At 49.9% G+C, this 18,416-nt stretch carries 11 protein-coding genes; all 11 read left to right on the plus strand.

Annotated features, from left to right (window positions below; translation table 11 throughout):
• The first annotated feature begins 27 nt into the window (after positions 1–27).
• Complete coding sequence (locus tag CLV82_RS03455; RefSeq protein ID WP_133642892.1) at positions 28–3,030, plus strand: SusC/RagA family TonB-linked outer membrane protein; 3,003 nt, start codon at positions 28–30, stop codon at positions 3,028–3,030.
• A 10-nt stretch (positions 3,031–3,040) separates the two neighbouring features.
• Entirely contained in the window at positions 3,041–4,579 is a 1,539-nt protein-coding gene (locus CLV82_RS03460) for a RagB/SusD family nutrient uptake outer membrane protein (protein ID WP_133642893.1), read from the plus strand.
• A 14-nt stretch (positions 4,580–4,593) separates the two neighbouring features.
• A complete protein-coding gene (locus CLV82_RS03465) occupies positions 4,594–6,348 on the plus strand; it encodes a LamG-like jellyroll fold domain-containing protein (protein WP_133642894.1) in 1,755 nt (584 codons plus the stop codon).
• Positions 6,349–6,433: 85 nt separating this feature from the next.
• Entirely contained in the window at positions 6,434–7,804 is a 1,371-nt protein-coding gene (locus CLV82_RS03470; protein ID WP_133642895.1) for a glucoamylase family protein, read from the plus strand.
• On the plus strand, positions 7,797–9,167 hold the full coding sequence (locus tag CLV82_RS03475) for a glucoamylase family protein (protein WP_133642896.1): 1,371 nt from the start codon (positions 7,797–7,799) through the stop codon (positions 9,165–9,167). The genes CLV82_RS03470 and CLV82_RS03475 overlap by 8 nt, the downstream gene beginning before the upstream one ends.
• A complete protein-coding gene (locus CLV82_RS03480) occupies positions 9,157–9,960 on the plus strand; it encodes a carboxylesterase family protein (RefSeq protein ID WP_133642897.1) in 804 nt (267 codons plus the stop codon). The genes CLV82_RS03475 and CLV82_RS03480 overlap by 11 nt, the downstream gene beginning before the upstream one ends.
• Positions 9,941–11,668: a family 43 glycosylhydrolase gene (locus CLV82_RS03485; protein WP_133642898.1), complete on the plus strand. Its 1,728-nt coding sequence runs from the start codon at positions 9,941–9,943 to the stop codon at positions 11,666–11,668. Before CLV82_RS03480 ends, CLV82_RS03485 begins: the two co-directional genes overlap by 20 nt.
• A 17-nt stretch (positions 11,669–11,685) precedes the next feature.
• Entirely contained in the window at positions 11,686–13,965 is a 2,280-nt protein-coding gene (gene bglX, locus CLV82_RS03490; protein ID WP_133642899.1) for a beta-glucosidase BglX, read from the plus strand.
• A 17-nt stretch (positions 13,966–13,982) separates the two neighbouring features.
• Positions 13,983–15,620: a sulfatase family protein gene (locus CLV82_RS03495; protein ID WP_133642900.1), complete on the plus strand. Its 1,638-nt coding sequence runs from the start codon at positions 13,983–13,985 to the stop codon at positions 15,618–15,620.
• A gap of 74 nt (positions 15,621–15,694) precedes the next feature.
• Complete coding sequence (locus CLV82_RS03500; RefSeq protein WP_243744133.1) at positions 15,695–16,471, plus strand: endonuclease/exonuclease/phosphatase family protein; 777 nt, start codon at positions 15,695–15,697, stop codon at positions 16,469–16,471.
• A gap of 111 nt (positions 16,472–16,582) precedes the next feature.
• On the plus strand, positions 16,583–18,415 hold the full coding sequence (locus CLV82_RS03505) for a sodium:solute symporter family protein (protein ID WP_133642902.1): 1,833 nt from the start codon (positions 16,583–16,585) through the stop codon (positions 18,413–18,415).
• Position 18,416: the final 1 nt, after the last annotated feature.

Here is an 18,416-nt window from a genome sequence, read left to right on the forward strand (position 1 = left end):
TTTATCTAACTCAATTATTGAACAATTATGAATAAGCAAAGCAAATTTTTGCTGATCTGCCTACTGATGGTGCAGCTTGTTGTCCACGCGCAACAGGAGATCACAATCTCGGGTTCGGTATCTGACGCCGAGGGAGCGCCGCTCCCGGGGGCTAGTATTGTGGTAAAGGGTACTACAACAGGAACGCAGACAGATTTTGACGGGAATTACTCGCTCAGTAATGTTCCCGCGGATGGAACACTGCTGGTTTCTTACCTCGGATTCAGCAGCAAGGAAGTACAGGTTAATGGTCAGCAGGCCATTGATATTATACTACAGGAAGATGCAGAAGCACTGGATGAAGTCGTGGTAGTAGGTTACGGAGAAATTAAATCCAAAGACCTGACCTCGGCGATCACAACCGTTAAATCGGAAGAATTAAAAGCCACACCAACCGGGCAGGCTATGCAGGCCTTGCAAGGGAAAGTAGCCGGACTGCAGATTGTAAGTAATGGTAGTCCCGGAGCTTCCCCAACCGTTCGGGTAAGGGGTATCGGTTCTTATAACACCGGGGCATCCGGTCCTCTCTATGTAGTGGATGGTGCTTTCTTTGATAACATTGACTTTCTTAACCCTGCCGATATCGCCACGGTGTCCATTTTAAAGGATGCCTCTGCAGCGGCTATCTACGGGGTCCGTGCAGCGAACGGGGTGGTGTTGATCGAAACCAAGTCAGGTAGCCTGAACCAGAAACCGGAAATTACATATGACGGGTACACTGGATACCAGGTAGCTCAGAACGTTTTAAAGGTGGCCAATGCAGAACAATTTACGACCATCGCCCTGGAGTCGGGTTCTGCGCCTGATGCCCAGTTCATCCTGAATGCCATGCAGCGCTATGGCCGTAGCCGGATCAATCCTAATGTTCCCGCTGTTAATACCGATTGGTATGATGAAATAATTCGCACCGCTCCAATACAGAACCACAGTTTCGGAGTTACCGGGGGAGGTGATAATGCCAGCTACTCTATCGGGGCCAATTACTTTGCCCAGGAAGGGTTGCTGAAGATGAAGAACGAATACGAGCGGTTTAACCTCAGAAGTAAAATAGACTTCCAGGTTACTGACCGGTTCAGGATCGGCGCGAATGCTGTCCTGAGTAATGCAACCCGTTTTGACCCTGAGAACTCGGCCTGGAGGCAGGCATATTATGCCGTGCCAATTCTGCCGGTACTGGATCCTTCCAATACCGCAGCGGAACCAGTCCCATACGCCAATGCGCAGGACCTGGGGTACAGGGGGGGACAAAACCCGTTTCCCACGCTGGAATTCAGTGAAAATCGGTCCAAGATCAGGAACGTAGTGGCAAATTTCTTCGCAGAAGTAGACCTGGTTCCGGATCACCTGGTTTTTAAAACGGCTTATAACCATAATTTTGAAACCATAGATACACGAGAAGTAAGGCTGCCTTACTTTATAGGAAATAACTTCCAGAGAGAGGACGCTTCCCTCTTTAAAAGAAACATCACCATTTCTAACCAGATATGGGATAATACCTTAACTTATAGTGACCAATTCGGGAAACACAGTGTGACCGTACTGGGAGGTACCTCTTTCAGGGATGAAGCATTTGACCTCATCCAGGCAAGGGGACTTAATTTCCCCCTCAGTGGAGAGGAGGCTTATTTTATAGACCAGGCCCAGACCATCGTAGAAGATGATGTCCGGGATGGCGGCGCCAGGGAATACGGGTTCTCAGCTTTTTCCAGGGTCTCTTATAACTATGACGGGCGTTACCTGCTGTACGGAACTTTCCGGGCAGATGGCACCAATAAATACCAGGAAAAATGGGGTTACTTCCCCACCATTGGAGCGGGATGGGTTGTATCTGAAGAATCCTTTATGAAAGATAACGGGTTATTCAATTTCCTTAAACTCCGCGGTAGCTGGGGAAAACTGGGGAATGATAAGGTTCCTTCCAGTGAAGGCTCTATCACCTCGGAGGTGGTTACCACAGCCCTGGGTGATACCCGTTACAGTGGGGTACTGACCAACAGTGATTTTACTGCCCTGAAATGGGAAGTTACCGAGGAGATCAATGCAGGTATTTCTGCGGTGATCTTTGACAACCTCTCTATCGAGGCAGATTATTATGTGCGGGACACAGAAGATGCAGTAATTCCTGTATTACGCCCGCTTATCCCCGGGTCTATCCGGCGGAATGTTGGTGAAATAAGAAATAGTGGACTGGAACTAGCTCTCACGTGGAATAAAAGGGTCTCTGAGGATTTCAGCTACCAGGTATCGGCAAATTTTGCTTCCCTGGAAAACGAAGTACTAGCACTTGGAGGGCAGGAGTTCCTGGACGCCGGTACGGCAGAATTCAGACAGCGTTCCATTATAGGTGGGCCTATATTCGGGTTTTACGGAAGAGAAGTTATAGGGGTTTACCAGAATGATGCCGAAGTGCAGGCTGACCCGGTGGCGGTTGCGAATAACCTGCAACCCGGTGATTTCAAATACAGGGACCTGAATGGCGACGGAGATATTACCGACGATGACCGGAGTGTAATAGGCTCGTTCTTACCTACCTATTCCTTTGGTTTCAACTTTGGGCTTAATTATAAGGGCTGGGATTTTTCCGCCAGTGCCTTAGGACAAGGAGGTAATAAGATCCTGAACCGGAAACGGGGTGAAGTCATCTTCACCAACGATACAAACATTGACCGTGATTTCGCAATCAACAGGTGGCATGGGGAAGGGACCACGAATTCCTATCCTTCGGCTGCCGGGATCCGGAAAGGATGGAACCAACGTCTGAGTACATACTACGTAGAAGACGGCGATTTCTTCCGTATACAGAACATAACCCTGGGTTATACGATCGCTGCCCAGAAAGGCCTGCCGGAAACGAGGATCTACCTTACGGCAGAGAAACCTTTAACGGTCTTTGATTACAACGGGTTTAACCCCGAAGTAGCCGATGGTATCGATAACCAGACTTACCCTATCCCGGCGGTTTATACCATGGGCGTGAATATAAAAATCTAAAAAATTGATCATGAAAATAATTAACAAAATTAAGGCATCCACACTCTTACTCTTGCTAGGGGTAATGATCATGGGATGCACGGATAAACTCGATGAGCCCCAGCTGAACAATAATTTCGCAGGGGGAACCGACTTTACGAAAACCGAGGACATGGGACTTTCCCTTGTTGGAGCTTACGCTGCCTTCCAGTCAAGAGGTTGGGAACAACCCCTGCTCCTGGCCGTGAGGGGAGACGATGTGAATGCAGGCGGATTGGGCGACCAGCAGGATTTTGCCGAAACAGACCTTTACAACTATAACAAGGATTACTGGATGTACAACTCGCTCTGGGAAAATATGTATGTGGATATCATCTCCACGCATACTGCCATGGAGCAGATAGAACGTTACCAGCAGGCCGCGGATGAACGCGGGAAAGCCCTGGGAGATCAATATATCGCAGAAGCCAAAGTATTGCGGGCCATGATGCTCTTGCAATTATCCCAGACCTGGGGAGATGTCTTTATCCCGACATCCTCAGATACCGGGGAATTGAAAGACCTCGAGGAAGTGCCTACCAAGGCTGAGGTAATGCAACACATCTCTGACCAGATGGACGAGGCTATCCCTTTCCTGGTAGATATGCATCCTAACCAAAGGGTAGATTTCCCCGGCGGAGCTACAGTCTATACTGCTCTTGCTATTAAAGCCCTGGCCAACCAGGAGCTGGAGAATTACGGGGTAGTAGCAGAGGCCACAGGAAGGATCATCAATTCCGGTCTTTTCAGCCTGTACCCTGATTATTACGAGCTGTTTAAGATTCCGGGTAAACTCAGTGACGAAAGCATTCTGGACCTGCAGTATTCTGATTTCGGGCAGGGAGAAGGGGACCGGGAGGCACATCTTTATGCTCCTTATGGTCCACAGAACTGGACACCTGCTGTAGAAGGGGCCGCCAGTGGATGGGGCTTCTTTGAGCCGAGTATGAAGTTCATAAAATTCATGCTGGACCGGGGAGAGACCGTGAGGCTGGAAACCAGTGTACTGTTTACAGACCGTGGTATTGCTGAATTGCAGCAAGATCCCGCTTACAGTGACCTGCCTGCATTTGTCTCGAACACTACCCGTGACGGGGACGTGATCAATGATTATGCAAGGGCATTATTTGCCAGCGGCAAGCACTATCTTCCGTCTAACCAGCTGATCCCGGGCCGTACCGCATATGGTAGTAATAAGAATTTTAACGTGATCCGCTACGCGGAGATCCTGCTGATGTATGCAGAGGCGGTCTTGCATGGAGCTACGCCAACGGCCATGAGTGCTGACCAGGCGGTGAACCAGGTGCGTGCCAGGGCAGGAATGCCGGCTATTTCCGGGGTAACCCTGGACCAGGTTGTCGCAGAAAAATTTGCGGAACTGGGTATGGAATGGGGGAAACGCTATTTTGACCTGCTTCGTTTAGAACGCTACAGCGAACTTAATTACGACGGGCGCACTTTCAGCGAAAGTAAGAGCTTCCTGCCTTATCCACAGGCCCAGGTAGACCAGTTCCCTATACTAACTAACTAGAAATACAGCAGATCATGAGACATCTAAAATATATACTAAGCTCCGTTATGGCTCTTTTCCTTTGGTTAAGTTGCGATACGGGGATAGACCCTATTACTAAACTAGAGCCGGGTACGGATGCTACGGCTCCCCAGGTTACCATCAACTACCCTACCGAAGGGACCAAGATCAAGGTGCTTGAAGCAAAGACTTCAGTAACTATCGATTTTGAAGTGACCGATGATATCGAAGTAGCCAGGATCGTGGTTCTGATGGATGGCCAGCAGATCGCCAGCTATTCCGAGTTCAAGGATTACAGGCGCGTACTGGTTGATGACCTGGTGTATGACCAGGTGACCGATGGCAGTCACGAACTTACGGTCAGGGCCACAGACCTGGACGGAAAAGAAACGGCAGCCACAGTTAATTTTGAAAAAGAACCGGCTTATACGCCTTTATTTGCCGGGGAGGTTCTCTACATGCCTTTTGATGGAGATTATACGGATCTTATCAGCATTGCGCAGGCAGCAAAAGTAGGTACTCCGGGATTTGCCGGGGAATCTGTCCTGGGAACCAACGCTTTCCAGTCGGCTACTGATTCCTACCTGACATTTCCTGCCGAGGAATTCAAGGGAACCGAGTTTTCCGCAGCTTTCTGGTATAAGGTCAGTTCCAGCCCGGACAGGGCCGGGATACTGGTGGCCGGGGACGATGCTGATGACCGCAACCAGGGCTTCCGATTGTTCCGTGAAGGTGGGGCAGACAGCCAGACCCTTAAACTGAATGTGGGTACCGGTAACGGTGAGAGTTGGAATGATGGAGGAGTGCTCGATGTCACCGCCGGGGAGTGGGTCCATGTGGCTTTTTCCATCGGTCCGGACATGAGTACGGTGTACTTTAACGGGCAGGCTGTTCGGAGTTCGGCCATGGCCAGCCCGATAGACTGGACAGGGGTGAATAGTATTACCATTGGTTCAGGCGGAGAGACCTTCGGATACTGGGGGCATAACTCGGACAGCAGTCCTATGGACGAACTCCGTTTCTTCAACAAAGCTCTGACTGAAGCCGAAGTTCAGAATCTTATCAGTACGACCAACCCCTATACCGGTGAATTTGAAGGAGAGATGTTCTACCTGCCTTTTGACGGGGATAATAAGGAGTTGTTCAGCGCGACCGAGGCCACGGCGATCGGGAACCCGGGGAATACTACGGAAAGTGTAGAAGGTTCGGGTGCCTATAGCGGGGCAGCAGATTCTTACCTGACCTTCCCTGCGGATGAGTTAACCACGGAGGAGTTCTCTGCATCTTTCTGGTATAATGTGAATGCTGACCCGGACAGGGCGGGGATCCTTGTAATGGGCCCCGAGGATACCGGTAATGCAGGGTATCCAGATGTACAGAACCTGAGAACCAGTGGGTTCCGTTTCTTCCGGGAAGGAAGTGCAGATAACCAGGTCTTTAAGCTGAATGTTGGTAATGGGTCTGCTGACAGCTGGTTTGACGGGGGAGCGGCTGCTTCCCTGGACCCGGCTACTGCCGGTTGGGTACACATGGCCTTTACGATCTCGGGATCGCAGGTCACGGTATACTTTGACGGGGAGATCGTTTCCCAGGGAGATTTTTCCGGGATAGATTGGACTGGGGTTGACTTGCTTGCGATAGGTTCCGGGGCTCCGCGATTTACAGAATGGGGTCACTTGTCTGACCAAAGCAGCCTGGATGAATTACGCTTGTTCAGCAAAGCCCTGACACAGGAAGAGGTACAGGCTATCCGTAACTCTGACTTGTAACCACATATTATAATATTAACCTAATGGTGATCCGGAAGGCCTGTTACCCGCAGGCCTGCCCCACCAGATTTTTGAGTTAGTTTTCATGAAGTTAATTTTAATTTCAATGGCCGTAGCATCCGTATTATTCGGGTGCAACGGCCTTAATTCAGAGAAGAAAGAACATGGGAAACATTCTGCCATGCCGGCTTCGGAGTGGTCAGAATCCCAGTTGTTAGATACTGTGCAGTACCAGACCTTCAATTATTTCTGGGATGGTGCGGAACCCACCTCCGGCCTTGCGCGGGAGCGGATCCATATGGACAGTATATATCCTACCCATGATCGCAATATCATAACCACAGGGGGTTCCGGGTTTGGACTGATGGCTATCCTCGTAGGGGTAGAAAGAGGTTTTATAAGCCGGGAGCAAGCCGTGGAAAGACTGGAGAAAGCCGTTGATTTCCTGGCCAGAGCAGACCGTTTTCACGGTGCCTGGCCCCACTGGCTGACTCCTGAAGGTAAAGTAGCTCCCTTTAGTGCAAAGGATGATGGGGGTGACCTGGTAGAAACCGCTTTCCTGGTCCAGGGGTTACTGACCGTAAAAGAATACTTTGAGGGAGGCTCAGAAAGGGAACAGCAGCTTGCTGATCGCATCCAGCAATTATGGGAAGAAGTAGAATGGGACTGGTACACCAAAGGAGGCGAAGATGTGCTGTACTGGCACTGGTCGCCTCAGCATGGCTGGGATATGAATTTCCCGGTTGGCGGATATAATGAGGCGCTGATCATGTATGTCCTTGCTGCGGCCTCGCCTACCCACCCCGTCAGCAAAGAAGTTTATGAGAAAGGATGGGCATTAAACGGCAAAATTGCTGAGGATACAACGTATTATGGTTTGGAAACAGAGCTCAATCATTACGAACACGATGCAGCTCCTGTCGGGCCCTTGTTCTGGGCGCATTATTCTTACCTGGGCCTGGATCCAAACGGGCTCAGTGACCAATACGGGGATTACTGGAAACTGAACCGTAACCACGCACTTATACACTACAGGCACAGCCTGGAAAATCCACAGGGATATAAGGGCTATGGAAAAAACCTTTGGGGACTGACCTCCAGCTACTCTATGAAAGGGTATGCCGGTCACCGTCCCGACAAGGATCTTGGCGTCATCTCCCCCACTGCCGCCTTGTCTTCCATGCCCTATACCCCTGAAGAAAGCAAACAGTTCCTTCGCTACATGTACTCCGAGCAGGATTCACTGATAGGAAGGTTTGGCCCTTATGATGCTTTCAGCCTGGAAGCAGGTTGGTCTCTCCCCAGGTATTTGGCCATCGACCAGGGACCTATCCCGGTGATGATAGAAAATTACCGGAGCGGCCTGCTGTGGAAGCATTTTATGAAGAACAAAGATCTTCATAACGGCTTGAGGAAATTAGGATTCAAGAGCCCTTACCTTAAGGAAGATGAATAGGTTTTGGTACATAGCGTTACTGGCCCTGCTGTTTAGTACGGGCTGCGGGAAGGACGATTACACCTATACCCCGGTTCCATTCCCGGAACCTGATGCCGGCCCTCCCCCGATTTCGGATGAGGAATTGCTGGACCTGACCCAGGAAACGACCTTCAGATATTTCTGGGATTTCTCAGAAGAAAATTCAGGAGCAGCCCGGGAAAGATTCCATCCCGCTGAACCTTCCCATGATGCGAATACCGTGACTACCGGAGGAACGGGTTTTGGTCTTATGGCTATCCTGGTAGGAATGGAACGTGGCTATGTCAGCAGGGAGGAAGGAGTGGAACGACTCGGAAAAATTTTGAGTTTCCTCGAATCTGCAGACCGGTTCCACGGTGCCTGGCCTCACTGGATGGATGGCCGCAATGGCAATGTCATCCCTTTCAGTCCTCAGGATGATGGGGGCGACCTGGTAGAGACCGCCTTCCTGGTACAAGGCCTCATCTGTGTAAAGGAATACCTCGAGGAAGGCACGGATACGGAAAAGCAACTTGCCGTCAAGGCTGATGCCTTGTGGAAAGGCGTGGAATGGAACTGGTATACGCAGGGCGAGAACAGTCTTTACTGGCACTGGAGTCCTACACACCAGTTTGCTATGAATTTTCCGCTGAGGGGTTATAATGAAGTGCTGGTGACCTATGTACTGGCAGCTGCTTCCCCGGATCACGGTATTTCCAGGGAGGTCTATGAAAAAGGATGGGCGAGGGATGGTAATATTCGTTCTGCCAGGGAGCAATACGGGTTGCCCTTACTGGTAAACCATAACGGGGCAGAAACTTACGGGGGTCCCCTTTTCTGGGCGCATTACTCGTACCTGGGGCTGGATCCTGTCGGACTCTCCGATGCCTTTGTCGATTATGGCCAGGTAAACATTAACCACAGTAAGATCAATTACCAGTACGCCCTGGATAACCCTAAAGGGTTCCGGGATTATGGAAAGGATTGTTGGGGCCTTACCGCCAGCTATTCCCGTAATGCCGATGGTAGTATAGGCTACAATGCCCATCACCCGGCAAATGATGTAGGCGTGATCTCGCCGACGGCCGCTATATCATCGATCCCCTATACTCCACAGGAATCCCTGAGCGCCCTGCATTATTTCTATAAGAATAAGGACAAATTGCTGGGCCCGGCAGGATTCTACGATGCTTTCAGCCCGGAATACAATTTCTGGGTTGCAGAACGCTACCTGGCTATTGACCAGGGACCGATCATTATTATGATAGAGAACTACAGGACCGGTTTATTATGGAACTTATTTATGCAGAATGATGAAGTGAAAGCTGGTCTGACAAAATTAGGATTTTCATATGGAGGCTAAAAAATTGACCTTATTGCTGCTATGCCTTTTAGGCGCAGCCGGGATCTTTGCACAAAACAAGCTTTATAAGAAAGCAGTATTCAAAAATGGTCCGGATTCCCTTCAGTACAGGATCATGTATCCGGAGGGTTTTTCAACATCTGAAGAATACCCCGTGGTGTTGTTCTTACATGGTGCAGGTGAAAGGGGGAACGATAACCGTAGTCAGCTTACACATGGCAGCACCCTATTCAGTAAAGCGGAAAACCGTGAAAAGTTCCCTGCGATCGTGATATTTCCGCAATGCCCGGCTGATGATTACTGGGCAAGGGTAGAGGTAGACCGAAGTGTACAACCGCTGGATTTTAAATACCACTATGATGAGGCTCCCACCAAACCCCTTGATCTAACTATTCAGCTTATGGATTCCCTGCTGTCTGAAACTTTTGTAAAAAAAGACCAGGTTTACGTAATGGGGCTGTCCATGGGCGGAATGGGCACCTTCGAGATCCTCTACAGGAGACCGGAAATGTTCGCTGCTGCCATCCCGATCTGCGGGGGAGGAGATATAAATGCTGCCAAAGAATATGCGACCAAAGTACCGCTGTGGATCTTTCACGGATCCAGGGACAATGTGGTAGAACCCCTGTTGTCTGTTACTATGGCTGCCAGCATCCTGGAATACGGCGGGTATCCTAACCTGACCCTCTACAGCGATGCCAACCATAACAGCTGGGATCCTGCGTTTAAAGAGCCGGAATTGCTGGCATGGCTTTTTTCTAAAAAATCAAGAAATGGGAAGACGAATGACTAATATTTACAGAATTAGCCTGTTGCTGCTGTGTTCTGCCGGAGTGCTGACAGCCCAGGAAGAAACGTATTGTAATCCGGTGAATATAGATTATACCTACATGATCTATAATTCTCATAAAGATATCTCCTATCGCTCTGGAGCAGATCCGGCCGTGGTTTCCTTCAGGGATAACTATTATATGTTCGTAACCCGTTCCATGGGTTACTGGAAATCCCCTGATCTTCACCGGTGGGAATTCGTTAAGCCCAGGAGTTGGTATTTTGAAGGTTCAAATGCACCGGCTGCCTTTAATTATAAAGACTCTCTCCTTTACGTGGCCGGGGACCCTTCCGGTTCCATGAGTATCATCCAGACCGACAGCCCGGAGATCGGGGATTGGGAAGGAACCAACGGCATCCTCTATAACCTGCAGGACCCTGCTTTCTTTATAGATGATGACGGGGAAACCTACCTGTACTGGGGCTCATCTAATACCTACCCGATAAGGGCGAAGAAACTGGATAAGGACCGCCGTTTTCGACCCTCGGAGGAAATTCACGAACTGTTTAACCTGGAGCCAGAAAAACACGGCTGGGAACGGTTCGGGGAAAATCATTCGGATACTATCCTGAGCGGCTATATAGAAGGCCCCTGGCCGACGAAGTATAAAGACAAATACTATATAGAATATGCCGCACCCGGCACTGAATTCAATGTCTACGGGGATGGTGCTTATATCGGGGAGCACCCATTGGGTCCTTTTACCTATGCCCCGAACAATCCTTTTTCATACAAGCCGGGAGGGTTTATCCCGGGAGCAGGACATGGCAGCACAGTGAAAGGACCGGGCGGGCAGTACTGGCACTTTGCCTCTATGGCTGTTAACGTGAACATCGGATGGGAGCGCAGGATAGGGATGTTTCCTACCTTCTTTGATGACGACGACCTTATTTACACCAATACATATTTCGGGGATTACCCTCACTATGCCCCTTCGGTACCCGGTAAGGAAGGGAAATTCACCGGGTGGATGCTATTATCCTATAATAAACCTGTAAAAACTTCTTCCCATAAGGATGGATTTAGCGGGGAAAACCTGGTAGACGAAAACATCAAGAGTTTCTGGGTGGCTGACACTAACAGGGAAGGGGAGTGGATACAGATAGACCTGCAAGCCGTTTCCGAGATCAGCGCTTTCCAGTTGAATTACCACGATTACCAGTCTGATCTATATGGCAAAGTTCCGGGCCTCTTCCACCAGTACATCATTGAAGGTTCGCATGACGGGCAGCAATGGGAAATTCTCGTAGATAAAAGCGGGAACAGGAAGGATGTGCCTAATGATTACGTCGCCCTGGAACAGGCCGCATCGGCCCGTTACATCCGTTTCAAAAATATACATGTGCCCACGGGAAATCTCGCTATGTCCGACCTCCGGGTTTTTGGTAAGGGCTCCGGGAAGGCTCCTGCAAAAGTGCGGGATTTTGAAGTAGACCGCAAGAAAGACCGTCGGGATGCTGTGATCAGCTGGAATCCGGTAAAAGGAGCCAGTGGGTATAATGTGTTGTGGGGGATAGCCCCTGATAAGATCTACAGCAGTTGGCAACTGTACGGGGAAACTTCCCTGGAACTCAAATCGCTCAACACAGATCAAGCCTATTATTTCACCATCGAAGCTTTTAATGAAAACGGAATCTCCGAACGCGTGAAACTTATTGAAACAGAATAGATATTAAATAGATCATAATGATAAATTACCTGAAAACATACAGTACCTTTTTAGCACTCTCCCTGCTTCTGATTTCCGGCATAAATGCCCAGGAACGTATACCGGAAGTAGAGGAACTGCTCGGTAAAATGACCCTGAAGGAAAAGATCGGGCAGTTGAACCTTTTAACCCCCGGGGGAGGGGTGGCAACCGGATCTGTGGTGAGTGAGAATGTAGAAGCCAAGATCAGGAAAGGACAGGTTGGCGGCCTCTTCGGGGTGGCGGGTCCGGAGCGTGTCCGGGTGGCCCAGGAACTCGCGGTGAACCATTCCCGTTTAAAGATTCCGTTGCTCATCGGTTCCGATGTTATCCACGGTTACAAAACTACCTTTCCGATTCCCCTGGGACTTTCTTCCAGTTGGGATATGCAGCTGATGGAAGAAGTTGCAAGGATATCAGCCAGGGAAGCGACCGCAGATGGGATCAACTGGAATTTCTCACCCATGGTAGATATCGCCCGGGACCCCCGCTGGGGTAGGATAGCCGAAGGAGCAGGGGAAGACCCTTATCTGGGATCCCAGGTAGCCAGGGCAATGGTCAGGGGCTACCAGGGGGATGATCTCTCGCAACCTGGTACCATGATGGCGACTGTGAAACACCTTGCTCTTTACGGGGCTGCCGAAGCCGGGAGGGATTACCACTCGGTGGATATGAGCCGTATTAAAATGTTCAACCAGTACCTGCCACCGTACAAGGCTGCGGTTGATGAAGGCGTTGCCAGTGTGATGACCTCCTTTAACGATATTGATGGAATTCCGGCTTCAGGGAATAAATGGTTGCTCACCGAGCTGTTACGGGATCGATGGGGATTCAAGGGAATGGTGGTTTCCGATTATACCTCGGTCAATGAGATGATCGCCCATGGACTGGGTGACCTGCAGGCGGTCTCCGCCCTGGCACTGAATGCCGGCCTTGATATGGATATGGTAGGGGAAGGATTCCTGACCACCCTGGAGAAATCTGTAGAAGAAGGAAAAGTGTCTGAGGAATCAATAACTAATGCGGCCAGGCGTATCCTGGAAGCCAAACACCGGTTGGGTCTATTTGAGGATCCCTATCGCTACCTGGACGAGAGCAGGCCGGCGAAGGACATTTTGAGCCCGGAAAATCGTGCAGCGGCCAAAGAGATCGCGAAGAAGACCTTTGTACTGTTAAAAAAACATGAGAATACCCTGCCACTGGACCCTAAGGCGAAAATCGCCCTTGTAGGTCCTTTGGCCAACAGCCAGAATAATATGTTGGGTACCTGGGCGCCTACAGGGGATGTGAAGAACGCTATACCCGTATTGGAAGGATTTAAAAGATCTATGCCCGGGGTAAACGTCAGTTATGCCAAAGGCGCCAATATTACTGACGATCCCGAGCTAGCCCGGAAGGTTAATGTATTTGGGCCCAGGGTAGAGATCTCTGAAAAGGATCCGGCCGAGTTGCTGGAGGAAGCACTGGAGCTGGTCCGGAAGTCCGATGTCGTAGTAGCCGTGCTGGGAGAGGCTACAGAGATGAGCGGGGAGGCAGCCAGCCGGACAGATCTTTCCCTGCCCCCGAGCCAGAAGAAATTACTGGAAGCCCTGGTTGAAACGGGTAAACCCGTAGTGGTTGTCCTTATGAGCGGGCGTCCCCTGACGATAGAGGAAGAGTCCCGCATGCCAGTTAGCATTCTTCAGACCTGGCATCCCGGGGTCGAGGCAGGTAATGCCGTAGTGGAAGTGCTGTACGGGAAGTACAATCCTGCAGGAAAACTGACGGCCACCTGGCCCAGGAACGTAGGACAGATCCCTATCTACCACAGTGCCAAGATCACTGGGAGACCTGGCCCTGACAGTGAATTCCAGAAATTTAAATCCAATTACCTGGACGCTCCTAATACCCCGCTTTACCCATTTGGCTACGGGCTCAGTTATACTGATTTTGAATACAGCAACCTACGCCTCGATAAGAAGAAAGTAGGGCAGGGAGAAACGATCACGGCCACAGTTACCGTAAAAAATACGGGCGATTATGACGGGGAAGAAGTAGTGCAGTTATACCTGAGAGACCTGGTGCGAAGTATTACGCCACCTTCAAAACAACTAAAAGGATTCAGAAAAGTCTTCATAAAAAAAGGTGCAACTGCCGAAGTGAGTATTACGCTGCAGCCCGGGGACCTGAAATTCTATAACAGCCAGCTAGAATATGTATCGGAACCCGGTGAATTCGAGGTGTTTGTCGGAGGTAATTCTGAGCAGACGCTGAAGGCAGGATTTGAACTGACTAACTAAACGGACAGATTTATTATATGAATTTACAGCGTTATTCCCGACTACTACTTGCCGGACTCGCCCTGGTATTTGTGTCCTGCGGTGAAGAAAAGAAGAAAGAAGTTGAGCCACCGCTCAGGCCGAATATCATATTTATTATGTCTGATGATCATGCCGCACAGGCCATCAGTGCGTATGGTCACCCGCTTTCAGAAAAAGCCCCTACCCCTAACATTGACAGGATCGCAAAGAATGGTATCCGGTTTAAAAATGCCTTCTGCACCAATGCTATCTGCGGTCCCAGCCGGGCAGTGATCCTGACGGGGAAACACAGCCATGTTAACGGATTCCGCATGAATGGGGAACAGTTTAACGGGAACCAGGCAACCCTGCCGAAATTTCTGAAGAGCAAAGGATATCGCACCGCTGTCATTGGGAAATGGCACCTCCACGGCGAGCCTACGGGTTTTGACCACTGGGAGATCGTGAATGACCAGGGAAATTATTACAATCCTGAATTCATAAAAGGACAAGACACTACTATCATAGAAGGTTATGTCACCGATATCATCACCAAAAAAGGCTTGTCCTGGTTAAAAGAGCAGCAAAAAGGTGAGCAACCATTTTTCCTAATGCTCCACCATAAGGCTCCTCACCGGAACTGGATGCCCGCTCCCCGGCACCTGAACCTGTATGATTCTGTTACTTTTCCCCTGCCGGATTCTTACTTTCCCCGATTTGTGAACCAGGTGGCAGCCCAGGAACAGCAGCAGACCATTTACGAGGATATGTACGAGGGGCACGATCTTAAGATGTCTACCGGTTTGGGGGAGACCACCCTGGCCCATAATCCCTGGACCACCGATTTTGACCGGATGACCCCGGAACAACGACAGCAATGGGACGCAGCCTACCTGCCGAAGAATGATGCCATGCACCGGGCCGGCCTTCAGGGGAAAGAACTGGACCGCTGGAAAGGGCAGCGTTACCTGCAGGATTATATGGCGACTGTAGCTTCGGTGGATGAAGGTGTAGGGCAATTACTGGACTACCTGGAAGCCACCGGCATGGATGAGAATACCCTGGTGGTCTACACTTCGGACCAGGGATTTTACCTGGGGGAGAATGGCTGGTTTGATAAACGTTTCATGTACGAGGAATCACTCCGCATGCCTTTACTGATGCAATTACCGGGAGTAATCCCGGCAGGGAAAGTTGAAGAAGCCATGGTACAGAACCTGGATTTTGCACCGACCTTCCTGGAGCTTGCAGGGGCAGCCGGGGATACGGAAGAAATGCAGGGAACTTCGTTTGCCGACTTGCTTTCCGACGGGGATCCGGCAAATAAGAACCGGGATGTGGTCTATTACCACTATTATGATTACCCTGCCTTCCACATGGTGAAGAAACAATACGGGATTCGTACCAAACGATATAAATTGATCCATTTTTATGACGATATTGACGAATGGGAATTGTACGACCTGCAGCAGGACCCCGGGGAACACCATAACCTGATCAATGATCCGGAATACAGTGAAATCGCAAAATTGATGCATGCCAAACTGGATAGTGTACAGAAGGTTTACGGGGTAACGGATAAAGAATTTGAACAGGCTTCTGAGGCAGAGATCAAACAAGCCTATCGTAATTTTAAGAGACTGAGAGGAAATTAGTAGTTATGAGCATTCAGAAGAAAAAGCTGTGTATTATTTTGGTATTAATGTGCGGCTTATTGAACAGCCAGGATTTGAAGGTAATTACATATAATATCAGGTATGATAACCCCCGGGATAGTCTGGACGGATGGGAACAGCGGAAGGCGTTTTTGTCCTCCCAGCTCTATTTTCTTCAACCAGACCTGTTCGGCACCCAGGAAGGACTTCATCACCAGTTGGAGGACCTGACTGCCTCCCTTCCCGGCTACCGGTATTTTGGGAAAGGCCGTGATCAGGGGGATGAAAGGGGAGAGTTTTCAGCGATATTTTACAGGGAAGACAAACTAACGCTCCATGAAAATGGCACTTTTTGGCTTTCAGAAACTCCCGCTATACCCTCGATCGGATGGGATGCCGCCCTGAACCGCGTGTGTACCTATGGTCTCTTCTCTGATAAGGGAAGCCAAAAGAAATTTTATGTCTTTAACGCACATCTTGATCATAGGGGAGAAATGGCCCGGCAAAAGAGCCTGGACCTCATAATGGATAAGATAAAAGACCTCAATAAGTCGAACCACCCGGTTATCCTTATGGGCGATTTTAACCTGGAACCTGGGCACCCTTCCATAAAGAAACTATCCGGAAATATGGAGGATGCCCACGAATCAGCTCCTACCCGGTTCAAAGGCCCGGCAGGTACTTTTAACAGCTTCGATATGGCCGAAGTACCCTCCAGGAGGATCGACTATATATTTTTATCGCCCGGTGATTTTTCTGTGGAGAATTACCGTATCATCAGCGAGATCGTTAACGGCCGCTACCCTTCCGATCACTTCCCCGTAATGGCGGGTCTGAACTTTATAAATTAGTAAGACTTCTGTATATGTCGCGGTAAAATACGCGAGGTATTCGGTGATTTTTGAAAAGATGTTGTATTGAAAATATGATATCTTTAGGGACTGACCAATACCGCACCAACCATGCAATTAAGCACCCTTGATTATGTGATCATTTTTGGGTTCTTCGCCCTTGTACTCGCCATAGGAATCTGGGTTTCCCGTAAATCCGGTAAAGACACCACGGAATTCTTCCTGTCCGGCAGGAATATGCCTTGGTGGTTGTTAGGATTCTCGATGGTGGCTACCACATTTTCTACTGATACTCCAAACCTGGTTACCGATATTGTACGTACCAACGGGGTGTCCGGGAACTGGATCTGGTGGGCTTTCCTGCTCACCGGCTTACTGACCGTTTTTGTCTATGCTAAACTCTGGCGAAGGTCTGATGTAAAGACGGATATGGAGTTCTACGACCTCCGGTACGGGGGTAAACCTGCTCATTTTTTAAGGGGCTTCAGGTCTGTTTACCTCGGGATCGCCTTCAACATTATGGCCATGTCTGCCGTAACCCTGGCAGCGATAAAGATTGGGCAGATCATGCTGGGGCTCAGCCCGGTGGAGACCGTACTTATCGGCGGGACAGTGACCGTGATCTTCAGTGCAGGTGGGGGTTTCCGGGGCGTTGTGTATACCGATTTCGTGCTCTTTTTCGTAGCTATTGTAGGGGCCGTGGGAGCGGCATATTACCTGGTAAACCTGCCCGAGGTTGGCGGTGTAAGTGCCCTGATCACCCATGAAAACGTAGTTGGGAAATTATCTATCCTGCCCGACTTCTCCGATACGGAAGCTTTGATTGGTATACTGGTCATCCCCCTCGCCGTACAGTGGTGGAGCGCCTGGTACCCGGGAGCGGAACCGGGAGGTGGAGGTTATATCGCCCAACGGATGCTTGCGGCCAAGAATGAGAATCACGCGATTGGTGCAACCTTCTTTTTTAATATCATGCATTATGCCCTGCGGCCATGGCCCTGGATCCTCGTGGCCCTGGCCTCTATGGTAGTGTTCCCGGATGTTGCCAGCATTCAGGAGGCATTCCCCAATATAGAAGAAAGTAAACTGGGCAATGACCTCGCCTATTCAGCCATGCTCACCAAGCTCCCGAGCGGTCTTTTAGGGCTGGTAATGGCATCCCTGGGAGCCGCCTATATGTCTACCATTTCTACACACCTGAACTGGGGATCCTCTTACGTTGTCAATGATTTCTATAAGCAGCAGTTAAAACCGGAAGCCAGTGAAAAGGAACTGGTACTCGTCGGCCGGATCACTACGGTGGTCTTAATGGTTGCCAGTGCCATTTTTGCCTTATACCTTACCAATGCGCTGCAGCTTTTTGATATTATCCTGATGTTTGGCGCAGGTACAGGCCTGATCTTTATTCTCCGCTGGTTTTGGTGGAGGATCAATGCCTGGAGCGAGATCTCGGCCATGTTCAGCTCCGGGATCATTTCTATCCTGTTCAGCATGACCTCCCTGGGTCCTTACCTGTTTGGTGGGGTGGATACCTTTGGTGTGGAAGCCGAAGGTATTTTTCCCGGCTGGGCCAGGTTCCCTGCCGTGGTCCTCATCACTACCATCGTCTGGGTAAGCGTCACCTTCCTGACCAGGCCGGAGTCTAAAGCAACCCTATACGAGTTCTACAAACAGACCCAGCCGGGAGGACCGGGCTGGAAGAAGATCATCGAAAGTTCCCGTGCAGAAGATGTGCAGATCGTTAACCGTAACGAGGAATGGACAGTGCCATCAGGTATTCTGGCTATGATCCTGGGATGTATCCTGGTGTACGGCTGTATGTTCGCCACCGGGAACTGGATCTATGGAAATTATACCCTGGCAAGCATCCTGACCGTATTGGTGGTCATCGCCGCGATACTTCTTAAACTCGTCTGGAACAGGTTGCGGGGTGATATTCTCTGAT

It is taken from the genome of Zeaxanthinibacter enoshimensis (assembly GCF_004362865.1).
Classification (GTDB): domain Bacteria; phylum Bacteroidota; class Bacteroidia; order Flavobacteriales; family Flavobacteriaceae; genus Zeaxanthinibacter; species Zeaxanthinibacter enoshimensis.